This is a genomic window from Nonomuraea sp. PA05 (genome assembly GCF_008086045.1).
Taxonomy (GTDB): Bacteria; Actinomycetota; Actinomycetes; order Streptosporangiales; family Streptosporangiaceae; genus Nonomuraea; species Nonomuraea monospora.
Window position 1 is genome coordinate 1 of sequence record NZ_VSEY01000055.1, and the last position, 18,749, is coordinate 18,749.

The 18,749-nt window shown below is 69.3% G+C and carries 19 protein-coding genes and 1 tRNA gene; 12 read left to right on the plus strand and 8 right to left on the minus strand.

Annotated elements, in window-relative coordinates; all coding sequences use genetic code 11:
* Window positions 1–18: 18 nt before the first annotated feature.
* Window positions 19–624: a TenA family protein gene (locus tag FXF51_RS52445; RefSeq protein WP_148442360.1), complete on the minus strand. Its 606-nt coding sequence runs from the start codon at window positions 622–624 to the stop codon at window positions 19–21.
* A gap of 24 nt (window positions 625–648) precedes the next feature.
* On the opposite strand from FXF51_RS52445, the gene FXF51_RS52450 reads away from it, so the two are divergent.
* Window positions 649–1,329 (plus strand): GOLPH3/VPS74 family protein, encoded by a 681-nt coding sequence (locus FXF51_RS52450; protein WP_148442361.1) that lies wholly within the window; start codon window positions 649–651, stop codon window positions 1,327–1,329.
* Here FXF51_RS52450 and FXF51_RS52455 read toward each other — a convergent pair.
* Window positions 1,326–2,615, minus strand: a complete 1,290-nt coding sequence (locus FXF51_RS52455; RefSeq protein WP_262380461.1) for an LCP family protein — start codon at window positions 2,613–2,615, stop codon at window positions 1,326–1,328. The two genes, FXF51_RS52450 and FXF51_RS52455, sit on opposite strands and share 4 nt — an antisense overlap.
* A gap of 243 nt (window positions 2,616–2,858) precedes the next feature.
* On the opposite strand from FXF51_RS52455, the gene FXF51_RS52460 reads away from it, so the two are divergent.
* Window positions 2,859–4,208: a hemolysin family protein gene (locus FXF51_RS52460; protein ID WP_148442362.1), complete on the plus strand. Its 1,350-nt coding sequence runs from the start codon at window positions 2,859–2,861 to the stop codon at window positions 4,206–4,208.
* Window positions 4,205–5,215, plus strand: coding sequence for a hemolysin family protein (locus FXF51_RS52465; protein WP_148442363.1), 1,011 nt, complete (start codon window positions 4,205–4,207; stop codon window positions 5,213–5,215). The genes FXF51_RS52460 and FXF51_RS52465 overlap by 4 nt, the downstream gene beginning before the upstream one ends.
* A gap of 232 nt (window positions 5,216–5,447) precedes the next feature.
* Here FXF51_RS52465 and FXF51_RS52470 read toward each other — a convergent pair.
* Window positions 5,448–5,530, minus strand: a tRNA-Leu gene (locus FXF51_RS52470).
* Window positions 5,531–5,727: 197 nt separating this feature from the next.
* Here FXF51_RS52470 and FXF51_RS52475 point away from each other — a divergent pair.
* The 7 genes from FXF51_RS52475 to pknB all read left to right on the plus strand — a co-directional run bounded on the left by FXF51_RS52475 (window position 5,728) and on the right by pknB (window position 14,477).
* A complete protein-coding gene (locus FXF51_RS52475; protein ID WP_080044004.1) occupies window positions 5,728–6,468 on the plus strand; it encodes an FhaA domain-containing protein in 741 nt (246 codons plus the stop codon).
* Between the two features lie 17 nt (window positions 6,469–6,485).
* A complete protein-coding gene (locus tag FXF51_RS52480; RefSeq protein WP_148442364.1) occupies window positions 6,486–6,956 on the plus strand; it encodes an FHA domain-containing protein in 471 nt (156 codons plus the stop codon).
* Complete coding sequence (locus FXF51_RS52485; protein ID WP_148442365.1) at window positions 6,953–8,263, plus strand: Stp1/IreP family PP2C-type Ser/Thr phosphatase; 1,311 nt, start codon at window positions 6,953–6,955, stop codon at window positions 8,261–8,263. Before FXF51_RS52480 ends, FXF51_RS52485 begins: the two co-directional genes overlap by 4 nt.
* Window positions 8,264–9,652, plus strand: a complete 1,389-nt coding sequence (locus FXF51_RS52490) for an FtsW/RodA/SpoVE family cell cycle protein (RefSeq protein WP_148442366.1) — start codon at window positions 8,264–8,266, stop codon at window positions 9,650–9,652.
* On the plus strand, window positions 9,649–11,112 hold the full coding sequence (locus FXF51_RS52495) for a peptidoglycan D,D-transpeptidase FtsI family protein (protein ID WP_148442367.1): 1,464 nt from the start codon (window positions 9,649–9,651) through the stop codon (window positions 11,110–11,112). The genes FXF51_RS52490 and FXF51_RS52495 overlap by 4 nt, the downstream gene beginning before the upstream one ends.
* 21 nt (window positions 11,113–11,133) lie before the next feature.
* Window positions 11,134–12,531 (plus strand): serine/threonine-protein kinase, encoded by a 1,398-nt coding sequence (locus tag FXF51_RS52500; RefSeq protein WP_148442368.1) that lies wholly within the window; start codon window positions 11,134–11,136, stop codon window positions 12,529–12,531.
* 83 nt (window positions 12,532–12,614) lie between these two features.
* Window positions 12,615–14,477, plus strand: a complete 1,863-nt coding sequence (gene pknB / locus FXF51_RS52505) for a Stk1 family PASTA domain-containing Ser/Thr kinase (RefSeq protein ID WP_148442369.1) — start codon at window positions 12,615–12,617, stop codon at window positions 14,475–14,477.
* 128 nt (window positions 14,478–14,605) lie between these two features.
* Here the strand turns inward: pknB and FXF51_RS52510 are convergent, their stop codons facing one another.
* From FXF51_RS52510 to FXF51_RS52515, 3 genes are read right to left on the minus strand one after another with little or no spacing between them, the layout of a single operon-like run.
* Window positions 14,606–15,178 (minus strand): anthranilate synthase component II, encoded by a 573-nt coding sequence (locus tag FXF51_RS52510; RefSeq protein ID WP_148442370.1) that lies wholly within the window; start codon window positions 15,176–15,178, stop codon window positions 14,606–14,608.
* Complete coding sequence (locus FXF51_RS61435; RefSeq protein WP_187415044.1) at window positions 15,175–15,333, minus strand: hypothetical protein; 159 nt, start codon at window positions 15,331–15,333, stop codon at window positions 15,175–15,177. The genes FXF51_RS52510 and FXF51_RS61435 overlap by 4 nt, the downstream gene beginning before the upstream one ends.
* A gap of 1 nt (window position 15,334) precedes the next feature.
* Entirely contained in the window at window positions 15,335–15,943 is a 609-nt protein-coding gene (locus tag FXF51_RS52515) for a class E sortase (RefSeq protein WP_148442371.1), read from the minus strand.
* Between the two features lie 144 nt (window positions 15,944–16,087).
* Between FXF51_RS52515 and FXF51_RS52520 the strand changes: the two genes are divergently transcribed.
* On the plus strand, window positions 16,088–16,333 hold the full coding sequence (locus FXF51_RS52520; protein ID WP_148442372.1) for a cell division protein CrgA: 246 nt from the start codon (window positions 16,088–16,090) through the stop codon (window positions 16,331–16,333).
* A gap of 35 nt (window positions 16,334–16,368) precedes the next feature.
* Here FXF51_RS52520 and FXF51_RS52525 read toward each other — a convergent pair whose 3' ends face one another.
* Window positions 16,369–17,235 carry a rhomboid family intramembrane serine protease gene (locus FXF51_RS52525; protein ID WP_148442373.1) on the minus strand — a complete coding sequence of 289 codons (867 nt, stop codon included), beginning with the start codon at window positions 17,233–17,235 and terminating at the stop codon, window positions 16,369–16,371.
* A gap of 273 nt (window positions 17,236–17,508) precedes the next feature.
* A complete protein-coding gene (locus FXF51_RS52530; RefSeq protein ID WP_148442374.1) occupies window positions 17,509–18,045 on the minus strand; it encodes a peptidylprolyl isomerase in 537 nt (178 codons plus the stop codon).
* Between the two features lie 186 nt (window positions 18,046–18,231).
* On the opposite strand from FXF51_RS52530, the gene FXF51_RS52535 reads away from it, so the two are divergent.
* Entirely contained in the window at window positions 18,232–18,705 is a 474-nt protein-coding gene (locus tag FXF51_RS52535) for a YtxH domain-containing protein (RefSeq protein ID WP_148442375.1), read from the plus strand.
* Window positions 18,706–18,749: the final 44 nt, after the last annotated feature.

Sequence of the window (18,749 nt, forward strand, 5' to 3'; positions counted from 1 at the left end):
GGCACGTCCCAGATCCGCTCACGGCACGTACCAAAACGCCAGCTCGTGCGTCATCCCCTCGGTGAACAGTTCCTCGGCGCGGTCCGCGTCCGGCCGGGCCTCGTCGATCATCTGCCCGATCCGCGCGGTGAGCGCCGCGAACCCGGGATCCGCGTAGGTGTCCACCCAGGCCCGGTAGCGCGGCTCCGCGGGCGGGTTCTCCGCCAGGATCCGCCCGAGGTTGGAATATCCCCACATGCACGGGTACAGCGCCGCCAGCCCCTCCCCGTACGAGGCCGCCGACTCCAGCAGGAACCCCGTGTACGCCTCGCAGGCCGGCCCCTTCACCGCCCCCTCCAGGTCGGCCCCGAACTCCGCCGACATCGACCGGTGCAGGCTCAGCTCGTCGTGGAAGGTGGTGTGCGCCAGGTCCACCAGGTCCCCCAGGTGCCCGTCGGGCGCCTGCCAGGCCAGCCGGGCGAAGACCCGCACGTAGTCCAGCAGGAACAGGTAGTCCTGCTCCAGCCACGACCGGAACACCCGCTCGGGCAGGTCACCGCGCCCGATCCCGGCCACCGTGGCATGGTCGAGCTGCGCCTGGAGCAGCGGGCGACCGATGGCGTGCAACCTCTCCGAAATGCTCATGGCTGGGAGGTTAGTGTTCACGGCATGACGGTGACGATCGCCGAGGAGCTCCTCCTGCTCGCCTACAGCGACGACAAGGGCAAGCCGCTCATCAACATCACCCAGCTCGACCCGGCCCTCGCCGGCGCGATCCTGGCCGAGCTGGCCATCGCCCGGCGCGTGGAGCTGGCGGGCAGGCTGTTCAAGAAGCTCACGGTCACGAGTTCCGCTCCGCTCGGCGACGAGGAACTGGACGCCGCCCTGGCCCTCATCGCCGCCAAGAGCTCCGGCAGGAGCCCGGCCTGGTGGGTGCATGAGCTGCAGTCGGGCAAGCTGCGCGGCCGGCTGCTCTCCCGGCTGGTCGCGGCGGGCATCCTGAGCGAACAGCGGAGCAGGGTGCTGGGCCTGTTCACCGTCACCCGCTGGCCGGAGGCGCACCCCGGGGCGGAGGCGAACGTCAGGGAGCGCGTGTCCGCCGTCCTGGCGGGCGCTCACCCCGACGACCGCACGGCCGCCCTGATCGCGATCACGCGCGCGGCCGGCCTGAGCCGAAAGGCGTTCCCCGGCGCGAGCAGGAGACGCGTCAAGGAGATCGCCAGAGGCTCGTGGGCGGCCGACGCGGTGGCACAGACCATCGCCGCCATCGAGTCCGCCGTCATGACCACCGGATCCTCCTCATCGGGCGGGGGCGGCGGCGGGGACGGCGGCGACGGAGGTGGCGACTAGCCGGCGTCCACCACGTCCTTCGGCACCGGCTTGTCCTCCTTCAACGCGTTGAACAGCGCCAGTGCCTTGGTCCTGTCCCACTTGACCGCCGAGCCGGCGCCGGGGATCGACTCGTTGCCGCCGAACGGCACCACCGTGGTCACCGGGCTGTCACCCATGGCCAGCCCCAGCGAGAGCATGTTGAACGCCCCCGTGCCCGAGTCGACCTCGACCGCATCGGTGGCGCTGAACGCCAGCGGCACCGAGGTGAACGGGTTGAGCAGCACCCCCGGGCTGGCGGCCTTCTTCACCACCGCGCCGAGGAACTGCCGCTGCCGCTTGGTCCGCTCGAAGTCGGGCAGCGCCCCGCCCTTGCGGGTGCGTACGTAGCCGAGCGCCTGGGAGCCGCTGAGCTCCTGGACGCCCTTCTTCAGCTTGAGGCCCGCCTTGGGGTCGTCCACGGCCGCCCGCACGTTGATCTCGACGCCGCCGATGGCGTCCACGATGTCCACGAACCCGGCGAAGCCGATCTCCATGTAGTGGTCGACGTGCACCCCGGTGACCGTCTCCACGGTCTGGGTGAGCAGCCTGGGGCCGCCGATGGCGTACGCGGCGTTGAGCTTGTTGCGGCCCTTGCCGGGGATGGTGACGGCCGAGTCGCGCGGCAGGCTGACCAGCGTGGGCTTGTCGCTGCCCTCGGGGATGTGCAGCAGCATCATCGAGTCCGTACGCTGCCCGGCGGCCTGCCCCGTGGCCAGCTTCCTGCGCTGGGCGGCGGTCAGGCCCTTGCGGCTGTCGGAGCCGACGAGCAGCCAGTTGGTGCCGGGGGTGTCGGCGGGCCTGCCGTCGTAGTCGTCGAGCACCCCGTCGATGCCGGCCAGCCGCGAGTCGATCACGAAGAACAGCGCGACGGCCGCGACCAGTAACACCACCAGCAGCCCGGCGACGACGGCCGCGATCGCCTTCCAGGAGATCCGCCTGCGCGGCCCCTTGGGCCCGCCGCGCCCGCCGGACCCTCCAGGGCCCTTGGGCGGCTCCTCGCCGCGCGACCTCATCGGCCTGACCGGGCTCTTGCCGGATCGCTCGCGCCCGTAGACCCGCGAGCTGGCCCGCGGCGGCTCGTCGGCGCGCGGCGACTCCGGAGCGTGGGCGGCGTTGGGAAGCTGGTGCGTGGGCGCTCCCGGCCCTCCCGAGGGAGGCCGGTGAGCGGGCGCGCCCCCCGAGCGCAGTCCGTCGCTGGGCCATGGTGGCAGCGGGCGGCCGTCGCCTGGTGAGCGCATGGCCCGGGTCCGGTCGTCCTCGGTCACTTCGCCTTCTTCCCTTCGCTTGTCATAGACGCTACGTCCAACCCCACGGCAGTGAAGACGTTCCGCCAAGGTTTCTCCACGGAAAAGTACGCGGAACTAGCTGAGAGTCACTGCGGAAACATAGTTGCCACCTGCGTCGTTACGGTTATGGACGACCTCTATCGAAGGGATGATCGTGTCCGATCCGGACCCGTGGAGTCTTCGCCCGTGCTCGGGCACGGGTTCCTCTGAGGGCTCACTGCGGTGAGCGCCTATCTCGGGCTGCTGGCCCTCTTGCTTCTCACCGCGGCGACCGGTTACTTCGTCGCCCAGGAATTCGCCTTCGTCGCCGCCGACCGGGGGGCGCTGCGTGAGCAGGCCGCCGCCGGCGACACCTCCGCCGAGAAGGCGCTCCAAGTGACTTCCCGCCTGTCCTTCATGCTCTCCGGCGCCCAGCTGGGCATCACGGTGACGGCGCTGCTGGTCGGTTTCCTGGCCGAGCCGGCGATCGCCACGATCGTCCGGCCGTGGCTGGTCGGCGCGGGCCTGTCCGAAGCCATGATCAAGGGTTTCTCCGTGGCCATCGGCGTCTTCGTGGCGACCGTGGTGCAGATGGTGTTCGGCGAGCTGGCGCCCAAGAACCTGGGCATCGCCAGGCCCGAGCAGGTGGCCAAGGCGCTGGCCCGTTCGACGCTGATCTACCTGGCGATCGTGGGTCCCGTGGTCAAGTTCTTCGACTCGGCCGCCACGGGCCTGCTGCGGCGCGTCGGCATCGAGCCCGTGGAGGAGGTGGAGCACGGCGCCACCCCCGAGGAGCTGTCGCGCATCATCGCGGAGTCGACCGAGGCGGGCGAGCTGCCCGAGCGGCTCTCCGACCTTCTGGAGCGGGCGCTGGAGTTCGGTGACCGCACCGCGGAGGAGATCATGGTGCCCCGTCCGCGGGTGGTGGTCCTGCGCGCCTCGCAGCCGATCGGCGACCTGCTGACGGTGATGCGCGAGTGCGGCCACTCCCGCTACCCGGTGGTGGGCGAGGACGGCGACGTGGCCGGTGTCACGGGCGTCCGCGAGCTGCTCGCCTCCGGCCTGGAGGAGGGCAGCGTCGCCGCGATCACCCGCCCGGCCCTGCTGGTGCCCGACTCGGTGCCGCTGCCCGCGGTCCTCGACAGGATGCGGGCGGCCAAGGACGACATCGTCTGCGTCATCGACGAGTACGGCGGCCTGGCGGGCGTCATCACCATCGAGGACCTGGCCGAGGAGCTGGTCGGCGAGCTGGTGGACGAGAACGACCCCGAGCCGGTGGGCGCCGTCGGGCACCCCGGCGGCGTCTGGGAGGTGCCGGGCAGCCTGCGTCTCGACGAGGTGGAGCGGGCGACGGGGGTGTCGCTGCCGGAGAGCGACGATTACGACACCCTCGCCGGGCTGGTCCTGGCCAGGCTGGGCAGGATGCCGGCCCCGGGCGACACGGTGACCGTACCGATCGACGCCAACACCGACCCCTTCGCGGAAGACGTGGAGGACCACCAGGCGGAGCTGACAGTGATCTCGCTCAACAGGCGGGTGCCCGAATGGGTGCGCCTGACGCCGCTGCGGCACGCGGAGGCGACGTCCCGATGACCATGATCATTCTAAGCCTCGCGCTGCTGGCCTTCAACGCGCTCTTCGTGGCCGCGGAGTTCGCCTTCGTCTCCTCCCGCAGGCACCGCCTGGAGGAGATGGCCGTGGGCGGCAACCGGCTCGTCAGGCTCGCCGCCAGGTCGGCGGCGGGCGGCAGCCGGCAGCTCTCGCTCATGCTGGCGGGCGCCCAGCTCGGCATCACGCTGTGCACCCTGGGCCTCGGTCAGGTGACCGAGCCCGCCCTTGAGCACTACCTGGAGCCGGTCTTCGCCGCCATCGGCGTCCCCGAGGCCATGCGGCTGCCCATCGCCCTGGTGATCGCCCTGGCGCTGGTGACGTTCCTGCACATGGTGATCGGCGAGATGGCCCCGAAGTCCTGGGCGCTGACCCACCCCGAGCGGGCGGCGCTCCTGCTGACCTTCCCGTTCAGGGCCTTCACCACGGTCATGCGCCCGCTGCTGTCGACGTTGAACGCGCTGACGAACCTGATACTGCACCTGTTCGGCGTGCAGGCGAGGGACGAGCTGGCCACGACCAGGACCCCGCGCCAGCTCGCCATGCTGGTGGGCGAGTCGGGCCGGATGGGCCTGCTGGACCGGGAGGAGCACGATCTCCTCACCAGGGCCCTGCGGCTGGACGACGAGGGCATCGAGCGCCTCATGGTGCCCATCGACCAGGCGGTCAAGGTCCCGGCGACGGCGACGGCCGCGCAGATCAGGTCCACGGCGGCGGGCAGCGCCCACCTGAGGCTCCTGGTCGAGGGCAAGAACGGCGTGGAGGGCGCTCTGCACGTCCGTGAGGCCCTGCTGAAGCCGGAGAGCATGGCGGCGGACCTCGTCAGGCCGCTGCCCAGGCTGGCGTGCACCACCCAGGTTCCCGAGGCCGTCACGGCGCTTCAGGAGGCCAGGTCGCACCTGGCGCTCGTGACGAACGCGGCCCAGGACGTCATCGGGATGGTGAGCCTCACCGACCTGGTGGGCGAGCTGCTCGACACCAGGGCGGCGTAGAACAGGTGTGCGGGGGCGCGTGAAAGCCGCGCGCCCCCGTTTCCCTCTCAAGCGAGAGTGTGAGCTAAATCACTCAAGCCATTCGAAAGTTGTCTGCAAGTGAGGGCATCTAGGGTCTCCATGCGGAGTACAGCCCTCACTGACAAGGTCGTGACAAAGAAGTAGCCCCGGCTCTTGCGAACCGGGGCTGCTTTCGTCAATGTGGGTCTGCCGATTTCATCGGTGACCCGAGTGGGCGAGGAGGGATTTGAACCCTCACGTCCTTTCGGACACACGGACCTGAACCGTGCGCGTCTGCCGTTCCGCCACCCGCCCTTGTGGGTGCGGAAAGAACATTAGCACGGAACAGCCACTGGTACTGAACCCGGATACGATCGCATAAGACACGGGAGCGGAGGAGCTGGGCGCGAGGGCCGACGAGCGCCTGGCGGCCGTGACGTGGAACGAGCGGAGACCGGGCGCCGATAGCGTCTCGGGGCCGCGATTTATGCACGGAGGAAGGGAGGTACCCGGTGGGAGTCCTTCAGCGCTTCGAGCGAAGGCTCGAAGGCCTGGTGGAGGGAGCCTTTGCGCGGGCGTTCAAATCTGACCTTCAGCCGGTCGAGGTCGCCAGCGCGGTTCAGCGGGAGATGGATGAGCGTGCGGCGATCGTCGCTCAAGGTCGCACGCTCGTGCCCAACGACTTCGTGGTGGAGCTGTCCACGACCGACAGCGAGAGGCTTGAGGTCTACGCCGACAGCATCAGCCACGAACTGGCCAACCTCGCCAGGGAGTACGCCAAGGAACAGGGCTACTCCTTTGTGGGACCGGTCCGGGTCCGCTTCGAGACCGCCGGCGACCTGGCTGTGGGTCTGTTCCGCATCAGATCGGGCGTCATCCGTGGCGCGACGGTCGAGCAGGACGAGATCCGCCAGCCGGCGAGCGACCTGCCTCCGTCGAGGCCGCACGCGTTCAACGGGCGGCCACGGCTGCTCGTCTCCACCCAGGATGATCCGCAGGGCGACCGCTCCTACGAGCTCACCACTCCGGTGACCTTGCTCGGCAGGGGCACCGACTGCGATCTTCGTCTCGTCGATCCAGGAGTCTCGCGGCACCATGCGGAGCTGCGCGTCGAGGGCCAGACTGTGGTTCTCGTGGATCTCGGATCGACGAACGGCACTTTCGTCAATGGCCAGCCGGTACGCAGGATCGAGCTCCAGAACGGCACGCGAGTGACGTTGGGGCGCACGACTCTGGTGTTCCGGCGCGATTAGGGGTAGACAGACGGTCCATGTCCGAGCTCACGCTGCTGCTGATCCGGCTCGCTTTCCTGGCGGTGCTGTGGTTCTTCGTCATTGCCGCAGTCGGCGTGATCCGGACTGACTTGTTCGGCTCACGCACGGCTCCCGCGGGCGCACGTAAGGCCGCGAAAGTCGCCAAACCCGTGGCCAAGCCCAAGAGCAAGAAGGGCGAGCCACGCCAGCTCATCGTCACAGGTGGCCCACTCCAAGGCACCACCATCGACCTCACGGAGACGCCCATCACCATTGGCCGGGCCAATGACGCCACGCTGGTAGTCACCGACGACTACGCTTCCAGCCGGCATGCCCGGCTCTTCCCTCAGGACGGTCAATGGATCGTGGAAGATCTTGGGTCCACCAACGGCACGTATCTCGACCGCTCGAAAGTCACCCGCCCGACCCCGGTGCCGCTCGGTGTTCCGATCCGCGTCGGCAAGACAGTCATTGAATTGCGCAAATGACCATCGCACTCCGCTACGCCGCCCGCTCGGACGTCGGCCTCCTCCGCGAAGGTAACGAGGACTCGGCGTACGCTAGCGGCCGCCTGCTCGCTGTCGCCGACGGCATGGGCGGGCACGCACACGGTGAGGTGGCGAGCTCAGTCGCCATCGCCGCCATGGCCTCTCTGGAAGAGGCCCAACAGGGGGGTGACCTGCTCAACGCCATCGAGGCAGCGGTACGCGACGCCAACCGCAAGCTGCACGAGATGGTGGGGCGGGATCCCAGCCTCAAAGGCATGGGCACGACTCTCACGGCCATGCTCTGGAACGGCACCCAGGTCGCCCTGGTGCACGTGGGCGACTCGCGCGCCTACCTGCTCAGACGCGGGGAGCTCTACCAGATCACGCATGACCACACGCTGGTGCAGCAACTCGTCGACGACGGGCGCATCACGCCGGAAGAGGCGGCCACGCATCCGCAGCGCTCGATCCTGCTGCGCGCGCTCGACGGCAGCGGCGAGGTCGATCCCGACCTCACGCTCCGCGAGGCGCAGGTGGGCGATCGCTACCTACTGTGTTCCGACGGCCTGTCGGGCGTGGTGAGCGCCGAGACGCTGCACGCCACGCTCACCAACATCGACGATCCTGAAGAGGTCGTCCGCCAGCTCATCGACCTGGCGAACAGAGGGGGCGGGCCCGACAACATCACATGCGTGCTGGCCGACGTGCTGGAGATCACCGATGGGCAGCAGGTGCCCGCCGAGGCCGCCGTGGTCGGCGCCGCGGGCATGACCAGGCTGCACGGTAGTCCTCAGGACACCTCGCCGGGGCGAGTCAACGCGGTGACCGCACCCCAGCCGGTGATCACCGACGACCCGTTCGATGAGCAGGACGCCCCCCAGGCGTCCCGGCGGTCGGGCAGGCGTCGTCGTGTGTGGCCCGTGCTGGTCACCGTGTTCGGCGTAGGCATCGTCGCCGTCGGCGTCGGCGGTTACTTTGGATATCAGTGGACCCAGGACCAGTTCTTCGTCGGTGCCAGGGGCGACGAAGTGGTCGTGTTCCAAGGGATCCAGAGGGAGCTGGGGCCTTTTCCGCTCTTCCACGTCTCCAAGCCCACGGGCAAGCAGCTGTCCAAGCTGTCCGAGGCCGACCAGGCGCTGATCAGGAGCGGCATCCCCGTCACCACCGAGGCCGAGGGCGTGACGAAAATCAACAGCTTGAAGTTCTCCGAGTCGGAGCCGAAGGAAGAGCCCACCGCGGAGGCGAGCGGTTCCCCCACGGACTCCCCTTCGCCATCCGCCACCGCCACGAAGACGAAACAGCAGTAGATGAGCGAAGTCGCGGTCTCCCCCGTCCCGATGCCGGCCAAGCGGCGCGGGGCGCAGCTGATCATGCTCGCGCTCGCGGTGCTGATCATCATGGGCGCGTACGCCAACGTGGGCCTGGCGATCGACGGCCAGGTCCCCGCCGGCATGCTGACGTACGGGCTGAGCCTGGGCGGCCTGATGCTGGCCGCCTACCTGGTGCTGGCCAAGTTCGCGCCCTGGGCCGACCCGCTGATCCTGCCCCTGGTGACGCTGGTCAACGGTCTCGGCCTGGTGATGATCTACCGGTTGGAGCAGTCCGACCTGATCGGCATGCGGGGCGCCTCCGCCACCAACCAGATCGTCATGACCGGCATCGGGGTCGTGCTCTTCACCGTGACGCTGCTGGTCCTGCGTGATCACCGGGCGTTGCAGCGGCTGACGTACACGGCCGGGCTGGTGGGCGTGGTCCTGCTGGTCTCGCCGCTGGTGCCGGGGCTGGGCAAGGAGATCAACGGCGCGCGGATCTGGATCGGGTTCGGCTCGGCGACCATCCAGCCGGCCGAGTTCGCCAAGATCGCGCTGGTCGTCTTCTTCGCCGGCTACCTCGTCGCCAAGCGCGACGTGCTGGCGCTGGCCGGGCGGCGGCTGCTGTTCATCGACCTGCCCAGGGCGCGCGACCTCGGCCCGGTGCTGATCACCTGGGCGGTCGCGATCGGCGTCCTGGTGCTGCAGAAGGACCTGGGCTCGTCGCTGCTGCTGTTCGGCGGCTTCGTGGTGATGCTGTACGTCGCCACGCAGCGCACGTCGTGGGTGCTCATCGGCATCCTGCTGTTCGTCGGCGGCGCGTTCCTGGCCGGGCAGATCTTCTCGCACGTGGGCGACCGCTTCGACGTCTGGCTCAACCCGGGCGCCAGCGAGTACTACGACCGCGAGTTCGGCGGCAGCTACCAGATCATGCAGGGCCTGTTCGGCCTGGGCGCCGGCGGCATCCTGGGCACCGGCCTTGGCCAGGGTCACCCCGACCTGATCCCGCTGGCCTTCTCCGACTTCATCTTCAACGCCATGGGCGAGGAGCTCGGCCTGACCGGGCTGATGGCGATCCTGATGATCTACGCGCTGATCGTCGAGCGCGGTCTGCGCACCTCGCTGGCGGCCCGCGACCCCTTCTCGAAGCTCCTGGCGGGCGGCCTGTCGTTCATCCTGGCCTGGCAGGTCTTCATCATCGTCGGGGGCGTGACGAACCTCATCCCGCTGACCGGTCTGGTGACGCCGTTCATGTCCCAGGGCGGCTCGGCGCTCCTGGCTAACTGGATCCTTATCGCGCTGCTGGTACGAACGTCAGATGCCGCCAGACGCCCCCCGCCCCAGGCGATCCAGAACGAAGGACTGACGCAGGTGTTCCAGCGATGAACGGCACTCTCAAGCGCGTGGCAGTGGCCTGTCTGGCCATGTTCGCGCTGCTGATGATCAATGTGAACTTCCTCCAGGCCGTACGGGCGGAGGAGTACCGGACGGACGCGCGCAACACCCGCAACTACTTCGACCGCTACGCCATCGAGCGCGGCCGCATCACGGCCGGCGGCAAGGTGCTGGCGCAGTCCGTCGAGACCAAGGACAACGACTTCAAGTTCGTCAGGAAGTACACCGACGGCAAGCTGTACGCGCACGTCACGGGCTACTTCTCGCCCGAGAGCGAGAGCGCGATCGAGCGCAGCGAGAACGCGCTGCTCGACGGCTCCAGCGCCGACCTGCTGCTGCGGCGGAGCATCGACCTGTTCACCGGCGAGCCCACCAGGGGCGCCAGCGTCGATCTCACGATCAACCCGAAGGCCCAGAAGGCCGCCTACGACGCGCTGCGCAACAGCGGCAAGCGCGGCGCCGTGATCGCGATGGACCCCAAGACGGGGGCGATCCTGGCGATGGTCTCGCTGCCCACCTTCGACCCGGCGGAGCTGTCGGGCACCGACAAGGGCACGGTCTTCAAGAGGTACGACCAGCTCGACGCCGACAAGAGCCAGCCGCTGCTCAACCGCGCCATCTCGCAGACGTACCCGCCCGGCTCGACGTTCAAGGTCGTGACCATGGCGGCCTACCTGGAGGCCGACTCCTCGCGCGGCCCGCAGACCAACGTGGAGGCTCCGCAGCGGCTGCCGCTGCCCAACACGAACATCAGCCTGCCCAACTACGGCGGCTCGGCCTGCGGCAGCGGCCAGGTGACGCTGGTGTACGCGCTGGAGAAGTCCTGCAACACCCCCTTCGCCTCGATGGGCATGGAGCTCGGCTTCGAGACGATGAAGGAGCAGACGGAGAAGTTCGGCATGGGCACGCCGGTGTCGGTGCCGATGGCCGCAGCGCAGAGCGACTTCGGCAAGGACTACGACAAGGCCGCGCTGGCCATGGCCTCGATCGGGCAGCGTGACAACCGGATGACGCCGCTGCAGATGGCCATGATCGCGGCCGGCATCGCCAACGACGGCACGGTGATGAAGCCGTACCTGGTCAACAAGATCACCGACGCCAAGGGCGACGCGCTCGAAGAGGCCGACCCCGAGGAGCTGAAGACGGATGCGGTCAGTTCCGAGACGGCGGCGAAGCTGCGCGAGATGATGGTGAGCGTCGTGAGCAACGGCACCGCCAACCTGGCGCAGGTCCCGGGCGTCCAAGTAGCGGGTAAGACAGGCACCGCGGAGACCGCCACCGGCGCGCCGCCGCACGCCTGGTTCATCTCCTTCGCGCCCGCGGACGACCCGAAGGTGGCCCTGGCGGTCATCGTCGAGTCCGGTGCGGCCAACGTCGGCGCGGAGGCGACCGGCGGTCACACCGCCGCGCCGATCGCAAAGGCCGTGCTGGAGGCGGTGCTGAACAAGTGATTGACGGTAACCTGCTGGGTCATGCGGCTCCGTAACCGCTACCTCTTGGTCTCCCGCATCGCCACGGGCGGTATGGGAGAAGTGTGGCGTGCCCGCGACGAGTTGCTCGGGCGCGAGGTGGCGGTGAAGATCCTGCGCAGCCACATCTACGCCGACCCCACCTTCCGCGAGCGGTTCCGCAACGAGGCGCGGCTGACGGCCGCGCTCGCGGACCCGGGAGTGGCGCAGATCTTCGACTACGGCGAGCAGAGCGAGCTGGCCTACCTCGTCATGGAGCTGGTGCACGGCGAGCCGCTGTCGGCCATCCTGGCGCGCAACGGGGCCATCGGGCCCGAGGTGGCGCTCGACGTGGTGCACCAGACGGCCAAGGCGCTGCAGGCGGCCCACTCGGCGGGCATCATCCACCGCGACATCAAGCCAGGCAACCTGCTGGTCACCCCCGAGGGCGCCATCAAGGTGACGGACTTCGGCATCGCGCGCGCCCTGGAGGCCGCGCCGGTCACGCAGACCGGCACGGTGCTCGGCACGGCCCAGTACGTCAGCCCCGAGCAGGCGCAGGGCTTCCCGCTCACGCCCTCGACCGACCTGTACTCCCTGGGCGTGGTGGCCTACGAGTGCCTGACGGGGCGCACGCCGTTCCGCGGGGACAGCCAGGTGGCGATCGCGCTGCAGCACCTCAACGAGCAGCCGGCGCCGCTCGGCGCAGACGTGCCCGCGCCGGTGCGTGAGCTGGTCATGGCGCTGCTGGCCAAGGAGCCCGCGCAGCGTCCCGGCTCGGCGCTGGAGGTGGCCGACCGGGCGTACGTGCTGCGCGAGTCGCTGGCGGGCGTCGAGCACGTGCCCGAGCTCAGCATGCTGACCGACCCGGGCGGCTTCCGCGTCCGCGAGCCGACCCCCGAGGACGAGCGGGACACCGACGACCTCGCGCCGGCCACCACCGTGCAGGAGCGGCCGTCGGGCGGGCGGGCATCGGGCGGGCGGTCGTCAGGCGGGCGCAGGGGCGCCAGGACGCTGGCGCTGGTGGCCGCGGCGGGCTGCGTGGCCGCGGTGGGGCTCACCGCGGTGACATTCGCCAGCCGGGAGCAGCCGCGCACGGCGCCCGAGGTGGCGGAGCCGGTGCAACCGCCCCCCACGTCGGCGCCCACGCGGCAGCGGGTGCGGCCGACCAAGACGAAGACGAAGACGCGGCGTCCGCCGGTGGTTCCGGTGAAGTCGACGAACCCTATACCCTCGCCGTCGGCTACCGTAAGCAAGTCGGCTACTCCCACGAAGAAGCCGACGCCGAAACCGACCCGTACCACCACCCGGACCCCTACTCCCACCCCGACGACCCCGACGCCCACCACTACACCGACAACTCCGACACCCACCGCCTCGCCGGACCCGGGTGATACGAACCCGCCCAAGGAGGAGACGTGATGCGCCATGGGGTCGATGATGGACACCGGCGGCCCCCCGAGCAGGCCGGTACCCAAGATGAACGGTAAGGGACAGTGCAGGAAATGACTCAGCCTCGGCTACTCGGAGGTCGCTACGAGCTCGACGGTGTCGTCGGGCGCGGCGGCATGGCCGAGGTGTATCGCGCCCGAGACATCCGGCTGGACCGCATAGTCGCGATCAAGACCCTCCGCTCCGACCTGGCGCGCGATCACACCTTCCAGGCCCGGTTCCGCCGTGAGGCGCAGTCGGCGGCCTCACTGAACCACCCGGCCGTCGTCGCGGTCTACGACACCGGCGAGGACGTCACCGACGGCACCCCCGTGCCGTACATCGTGATGGAGTACGTCGACGGCAGGACGCTGCGCGACCTGCTGCGCCAGGACCGGCGTTTGCTGCCCGAGCGGGCGACCGAGCTGGTCGACGGCATCCTGCGGGCGCTCGACTACAGCCACCGCGGCGGCATCGTGCACCGCGACATCAAGCCCGCCAACGTGATGATCACGCGAGCCGGCGACGTCAAGGTGATGGACTTCGGCATCGCCCGCGCGATGGCCGACTCCGCGGCCACGATGACGCAGACGGCCCAGGTGATCGGCACCGCCCAGTACCTGTCGCCTGAGCAGGCGCGCGGCGAGCGGGTCGACGCGCGCAGCGACATCTATTCCACCGGCTGCGTGCTGTACGAGCTGCTGACCGGCCAGCCGCCGTTCACCGGCGACTCCCCGGTCGCGATCGCCTACCAGCACGTGCGCGAGGAGCCCATCCCGCCGTCCCAGATCGACCCGGAGATCCCGCAGTGGGCCGACGCCATCGTGCTCAAGGCCATGGCGAAGGACCCGGCGCACCGCTACCAGAACGCGGGCGAGATGCGCGCCGACATCCAGCGCGCGATGTCCGGCATGCCGGTCGACGCCCAGACGATGGCGATGCAGGGCAACTTCGGGCAGGGCACCCGGATGATGACCGCCACGCAGGCGGCCCAGGGCCCGGCCACGCAGCGCACCACCGCGGTCCCGCCGTACGAGTACGACGATGGCAGCGGCGGGCGCGGCGGCCGGCGCAGGGCCTCGGGTGGGAACAACGCGCTCAAGACGGCGCTGTGGATCATCATCCCGCTGCTCATCATCGGCGGCTTCATCACCATCGGCTACGTGGTGTTCAGCGGCGGCAACACGCCCACCGACAGCCAGATCGCCATCCCCGAGCTGGCCTCGCAGGAGCAGTCCTACGCCGAGGAGCAGCTCACCACGCTCGGGCTCAAGGTCGAGGTGGTCAAGGAGCCCAGCTCCGACGTCGAGAAGGACGCCGTCATCCGGACGGACCCGAAGGCCGGCACCAAGGTCGAGAAGGACTCGGCGGTCAAGCTGTACGTCTCCAGCGGCCCCAAGAAGGTCAAGGTGCCGGACGGCCTGATCGGCATGTCCCAGGAGGATGCCGAGAAGGTCCTGGACGAGGCGGGCCTGAGCGGCGTCATCAAGACGCGCAACTCGAGCAAGCCGCAGGGCACGGTCGTCGCCACCGACCCCAAGGCCGGCACGGAGATCGAGGAGGGCGGCTCCGTCACCCTGTTCGTGCCGAAGGCGCTCAGCGAGGTGCCCAGCGTGATCGGCCTCACCGAGGCCGACGCCAAGTCCGCGCTCACCGGGGCCGGTTTCAAGGCCAAGGTGGTCCGGCAGGCCGACCCGGCGCCCGAGGGCACCGTGGTGCAGCAGAACCCCGGCGAGGGGGAGAAGTTCACCTCGGGCACGACCATCACGATCGTGGTGTCCACCGGCCCCGAGCAGCAGCCGACCGACCCGTTCCCGACGGAGCAGCCGAGCGACGACTTCCCGTCCGACGAGCCGACCGACGACATCCCGTCCGACGAGCCGACCGAGGACAACCCGATCGGCGACGACGGGCTCGGCGGCGGCTTCGGCGGCTGAGAGCACGGTGGAGGGCCGCCCTGCGGGGCGGCCCTTCCGCATGTGCCGGGGAAAGCAAAGAACGCCCCCGCCGCTCGGGGGCAACGGCGGGGACGCTCACTTGTACGTCGCTCTGCGCGAGACATTTGTTACACGATTCCGCGCAACCAATTTTCGAGCAGCCGATGACCATGCTCCGACAGCACGGACTCCGGATGGAACTGGATGCCCTCGATGGGCGCCCGGCGGTGCCGCAGCCCCATGATGACGCCGTCCTGGGTGCGGGCGGTCACGTCGAGCACGGCAGGGACGGTCTCGGGCAGCACGGCCAGCGAGTGGTAGCGGGTCATGCGGACGGGTGACGGCAGGGCCTCGAACACGCCCTTGCCGTCGTGCGTGATGGCGCTCGTCTGCCCGTGGAACAGGTCGGGCGCGCGGGCCACGGTGGCGCCGTAGGCCACGGCGATGGCCTGGTGGCCGAGACAGACGCCGAGCAGCGGCCTGCCGCTCCCGGCCGCGTGGTGCACCAGGGGGACGCTCACACCGGCCGCCTCAGGGGTGCCTGGGCCCGGGCTGACGAGCACGCCGTCGAAGCCGTCGGCGTCGTGCACGCGGACGTCGTCGCGCGGCCGCACGTCGCAGTCGGCGCCCAGCTCGCGCAGGTACTGCACGATCGTGTGGACGAAGCTGTCGTGGTTGTCCACGACCAGCACGCGCGTCATTTCCTTACGGTCACCTCGTCCAGCGTCACCACGGGCTCCAGAAGCGGGAACACCGCGTACCAGAGTACGACCCCTGCGGCGGCGGCCAGCGCGACGGCCGTCAGCACGCGGGCGGCAGGGCGGCCGGGCAGCTTGCGCCAGAGCCAGGCGTACATGTCACTCCTCGCGGGGTTCGCTCTCCTTCAGCACGCCGTAGACGATGAGGCGCTCGGCGGCCGAGTACTCGGGATGGCAGGTGGACAGTGTGATGAAGGCGCGGATGGGGCGGATGTCCGGCTTGCCAGGCACGGGGGCGAGCACCTCGATCTCGTCGGGCTTGACGATGTCCTGCGAGGTCACCCGGTAGGTGTGGCGGGCCTCGGGGGTCTCGACCACGATCTCGTCGTCGCGTTCGAGCTCGTCGATCTCGTTGAACGGGGCCGCGTACGTGGTGCGGTGGCCCGAGAGCACGAAGTTGCCGACCTGGCCCGGCATGGCGCTGTCCGGATAGTGGCCGGGGCCCTTCTTGAGCTGGTCGGCCGCCACGCCCTCGACCACGGCGTACTGGTAGTCGCGGCCCAGCCTGGGGATCCGCAGCATCGCCAGCGCCTGGCCGGGCACGGCCTTCTGCGGACGCTGTTTCCTGGCCGCCAGCTCGCTCCTGAGCAGCGACTGCTGGCTCTGGGTGTAGGCGCCCGTGCCCCAGAGCAGATACGCGCAGAACAGCATGAGGATCAGGCCCGCGGTGATGCTGAGCTCCCCCACGGCCCGGAGCGTGGCCCGCATGCGATCAGGTTATTCGGCCACGATCCGGGCACCGGGGATCGCCATGACGTGCGCGTGGCGACTATCCTGGGGCACGCTTCAACTACGCTAAACGAAGAGCCTGTGGACGATCCGGATGCCCAGGCCCTCAGCAGGAGTTATCCAGTGCCCAAGTCCAAGGCTCGCAAGAAGGCGGTTTACACGCCGCCGCAGAGGTCTCAGCAGGTCAAGGTCAGCCCGCGCTGGCTGGCCCCCACGATGGTCGCCGCTTGGATCATCGGCATCCTGTGGATCGCGATCTACTACGTCGCACCGCAGGCGCCGTTCTTCAGCGACCTCCAGAACTGGAACCTGTTGATCGGGTTTGTTTTCATCATCTTCGGTGTGGTTCTTTCCACCCGCTGGCGTTAGTTCTTTCCACAGCCTTTTCCACAGCCTGGGGAAGGTCAGAGCAGGGAGAGAATCGCCTGCGTCCTGACCAGCACGAGCACGGCCAGGAGCACCAGCATCGCCACGATCGCCAGCACCTGCCAGAGGGCCCTGTTGTTCTTGGGGGCGTAGGCGAGCGCCCCCGCCAGCAGGGAACCGGTGATCAGGCCGCCGACGTGGCCCGTCCAGCTGATGCCCGGCACCAGGAACGTGATGGCCAGGTTCAGCGCGATGAGCACGGCCATGCCGCGCACGTCCATGTTGAGCTTGCGGCCCACCACGAACACCGCGCCGAACAGGCCGAAGATCGCCCCTGACGCGCCCACCGTGGGCTGGCCCAGCGGGTCGAGCCACAGGCCGAGCACCGAGCCGCCGATCGCGCTGATCAGGTAGAGCGCGGTGTAGCGGATGTGGCCGAAGGCGCGCTCCAGGTACGGGCCGACCACGAAGAGCGCCCAGCAGTTGAACAGGATGTGGAAAACGCCGCCGTGCACGAACGCCGCCGTGATCAGGCGGTAGTACTCGCCGTACACGGCCACGCCGGCCGGCCACATCGCCAGCTCGCCCGTGATCCGGTCGCCGATGAGGTACTGCGCGCTGAAGATCAGCACGTTGGCGACCAGCAGCGTGTACGTCACGAACGGGGTGCGGACGACGCCGCCGCCGAAGGCGGACTTGGCCTGTCGGATGCCCTTGTTGCCCTCCGCCACGCACTCGGGGCACTGGAAGCCCACGGCGGCGTCACGCATGCAGTCGGGGCAGATGGGGCGGTCGCAACGCTGGCAACGTACCCAGGTCTCCCTGTCGGGGTGCCGGTAGCACGTGGGCACCGCCTCAGCGGGCTGCTCGGGCTGCGGGGGCGGGCTCGGCGGCTGGCTGGTCATGACCGAAGCCTAAGGCTTGCGGGGGCGTGCCGCGTTGGGGCTGGTGTGCGGGGGTGGAGCGCGGGGCGGCGTGGGGCGCGGGGCGGTGTGGACGGCGCGCGCGGCTCGCGTGGATGTGCGCAGGCCGTGTGAGGGGTAGCGCGGCAAGGAAGCAGGGGCCCGTCTTGGGGGCGCTCAAGCGGCGTAAAGGGCTGCGGGGCGCGTAGGGGGGGCGGGCCCGGCGCCCCCGGGTGAGCGGGGGCGGGCGGGCGGCGTGCGGCCGTCAGGCGGCGGTCAGACCTGGACGCGGTCGATGGTGACCGACTCCAGGATGACGTCCTCCGCCGGACGGTCGCGGCGGTCGGTGCGGGTCTTGGCGATGGCGTCGACCACCTCCTGACCCTCGACGACCTCACCGAAGATGGTGTGCTTGCCGTTGAGGTGCGGCGTCGGCACGACCGTGATGAAGAACTGCGAGCCGTTGGTGCCCTTGCCGAAGCGGACGCCGGCGTTGGCCATGGCGAGCAGGTAGGGGCGGTTGAAGTAGAGCTCCGGGTGGATCTCGTCGTCGAACTCGTAGCCCGGGCCGCCGATGCCCTGGCCGAGCGGGTCACCTCCCTGAATCATGAAGCCGGAGATCACCCGGTGGAAGATCGTGCCGTCGTAGTAGCGGCCGGTGCTCTTCTCGCCGGTGCCCGGGTGGGTCCACTCGCGGGCGCCTTCTGCCAGCTCCACGAAGTTGCGGACCGTCTTCGGCGCCTTTGTCGGGAAGAGTTCTACCTTGATATTGCCGCGGTTGGTCTGCAGGTTTGCGATCAGCTTCTCAGCCACGAGACAGCTGCCCCCCTCTATGCACAGGGTTGGTTTTGTGGTGTTTTGAGGATTATGGCCGTACGGCCTCCAGAGCCATCCTCCCATGGACGGCGATGATTGAGCCGCCTTGTCCGGGGCAGGTCAGGCTGCGGGGCCCCAACGACAGGGGAGGTTGTCGTGTCCCTGAGAATGAGAAGACGCCGCGTGGCCATAGAAGTGCCGGCCACGTGGGTGGGTCGCATCAAGGACCAGGCCGTACAAACCGGCCGGCGTATGCAACCCATGGCGGACCAGGCCAAGGTGGCCGCCGCCCACCGGATCGAAGACGCCCGATACTGGGCGGCGCCACGGCTGGAATCCGCGGCGCACGGGTTCGAGGAGCAGTTCGCACCGAAGGTCAGTCTCATGCTGACCAACGCGGCCAGGCGAATCGACCCCACGCCGTCGCGGTCGCGGCGGTGGCCGATGCTCGTTCTGCTGACCGGCCTAGCGGTGGGAACGATCGGATACATGTTCTATCGCCGCAACGCTCAGCAGTGGACCGAGCACATGAAGGACTCCGCCTCCGATGCCTCACGCTGGGTCAATGAGAAGGCAGACAGGGCATCCGAGTCCACGGACCGCATGGCGGCCAATGTGTCGGACAAGGCGGATGAGGCGTCACGCAGGATGTCGTGACCGCCCCGGCACGCCGGTAGCGCGCCCCCGTGACGCTCGTTGTC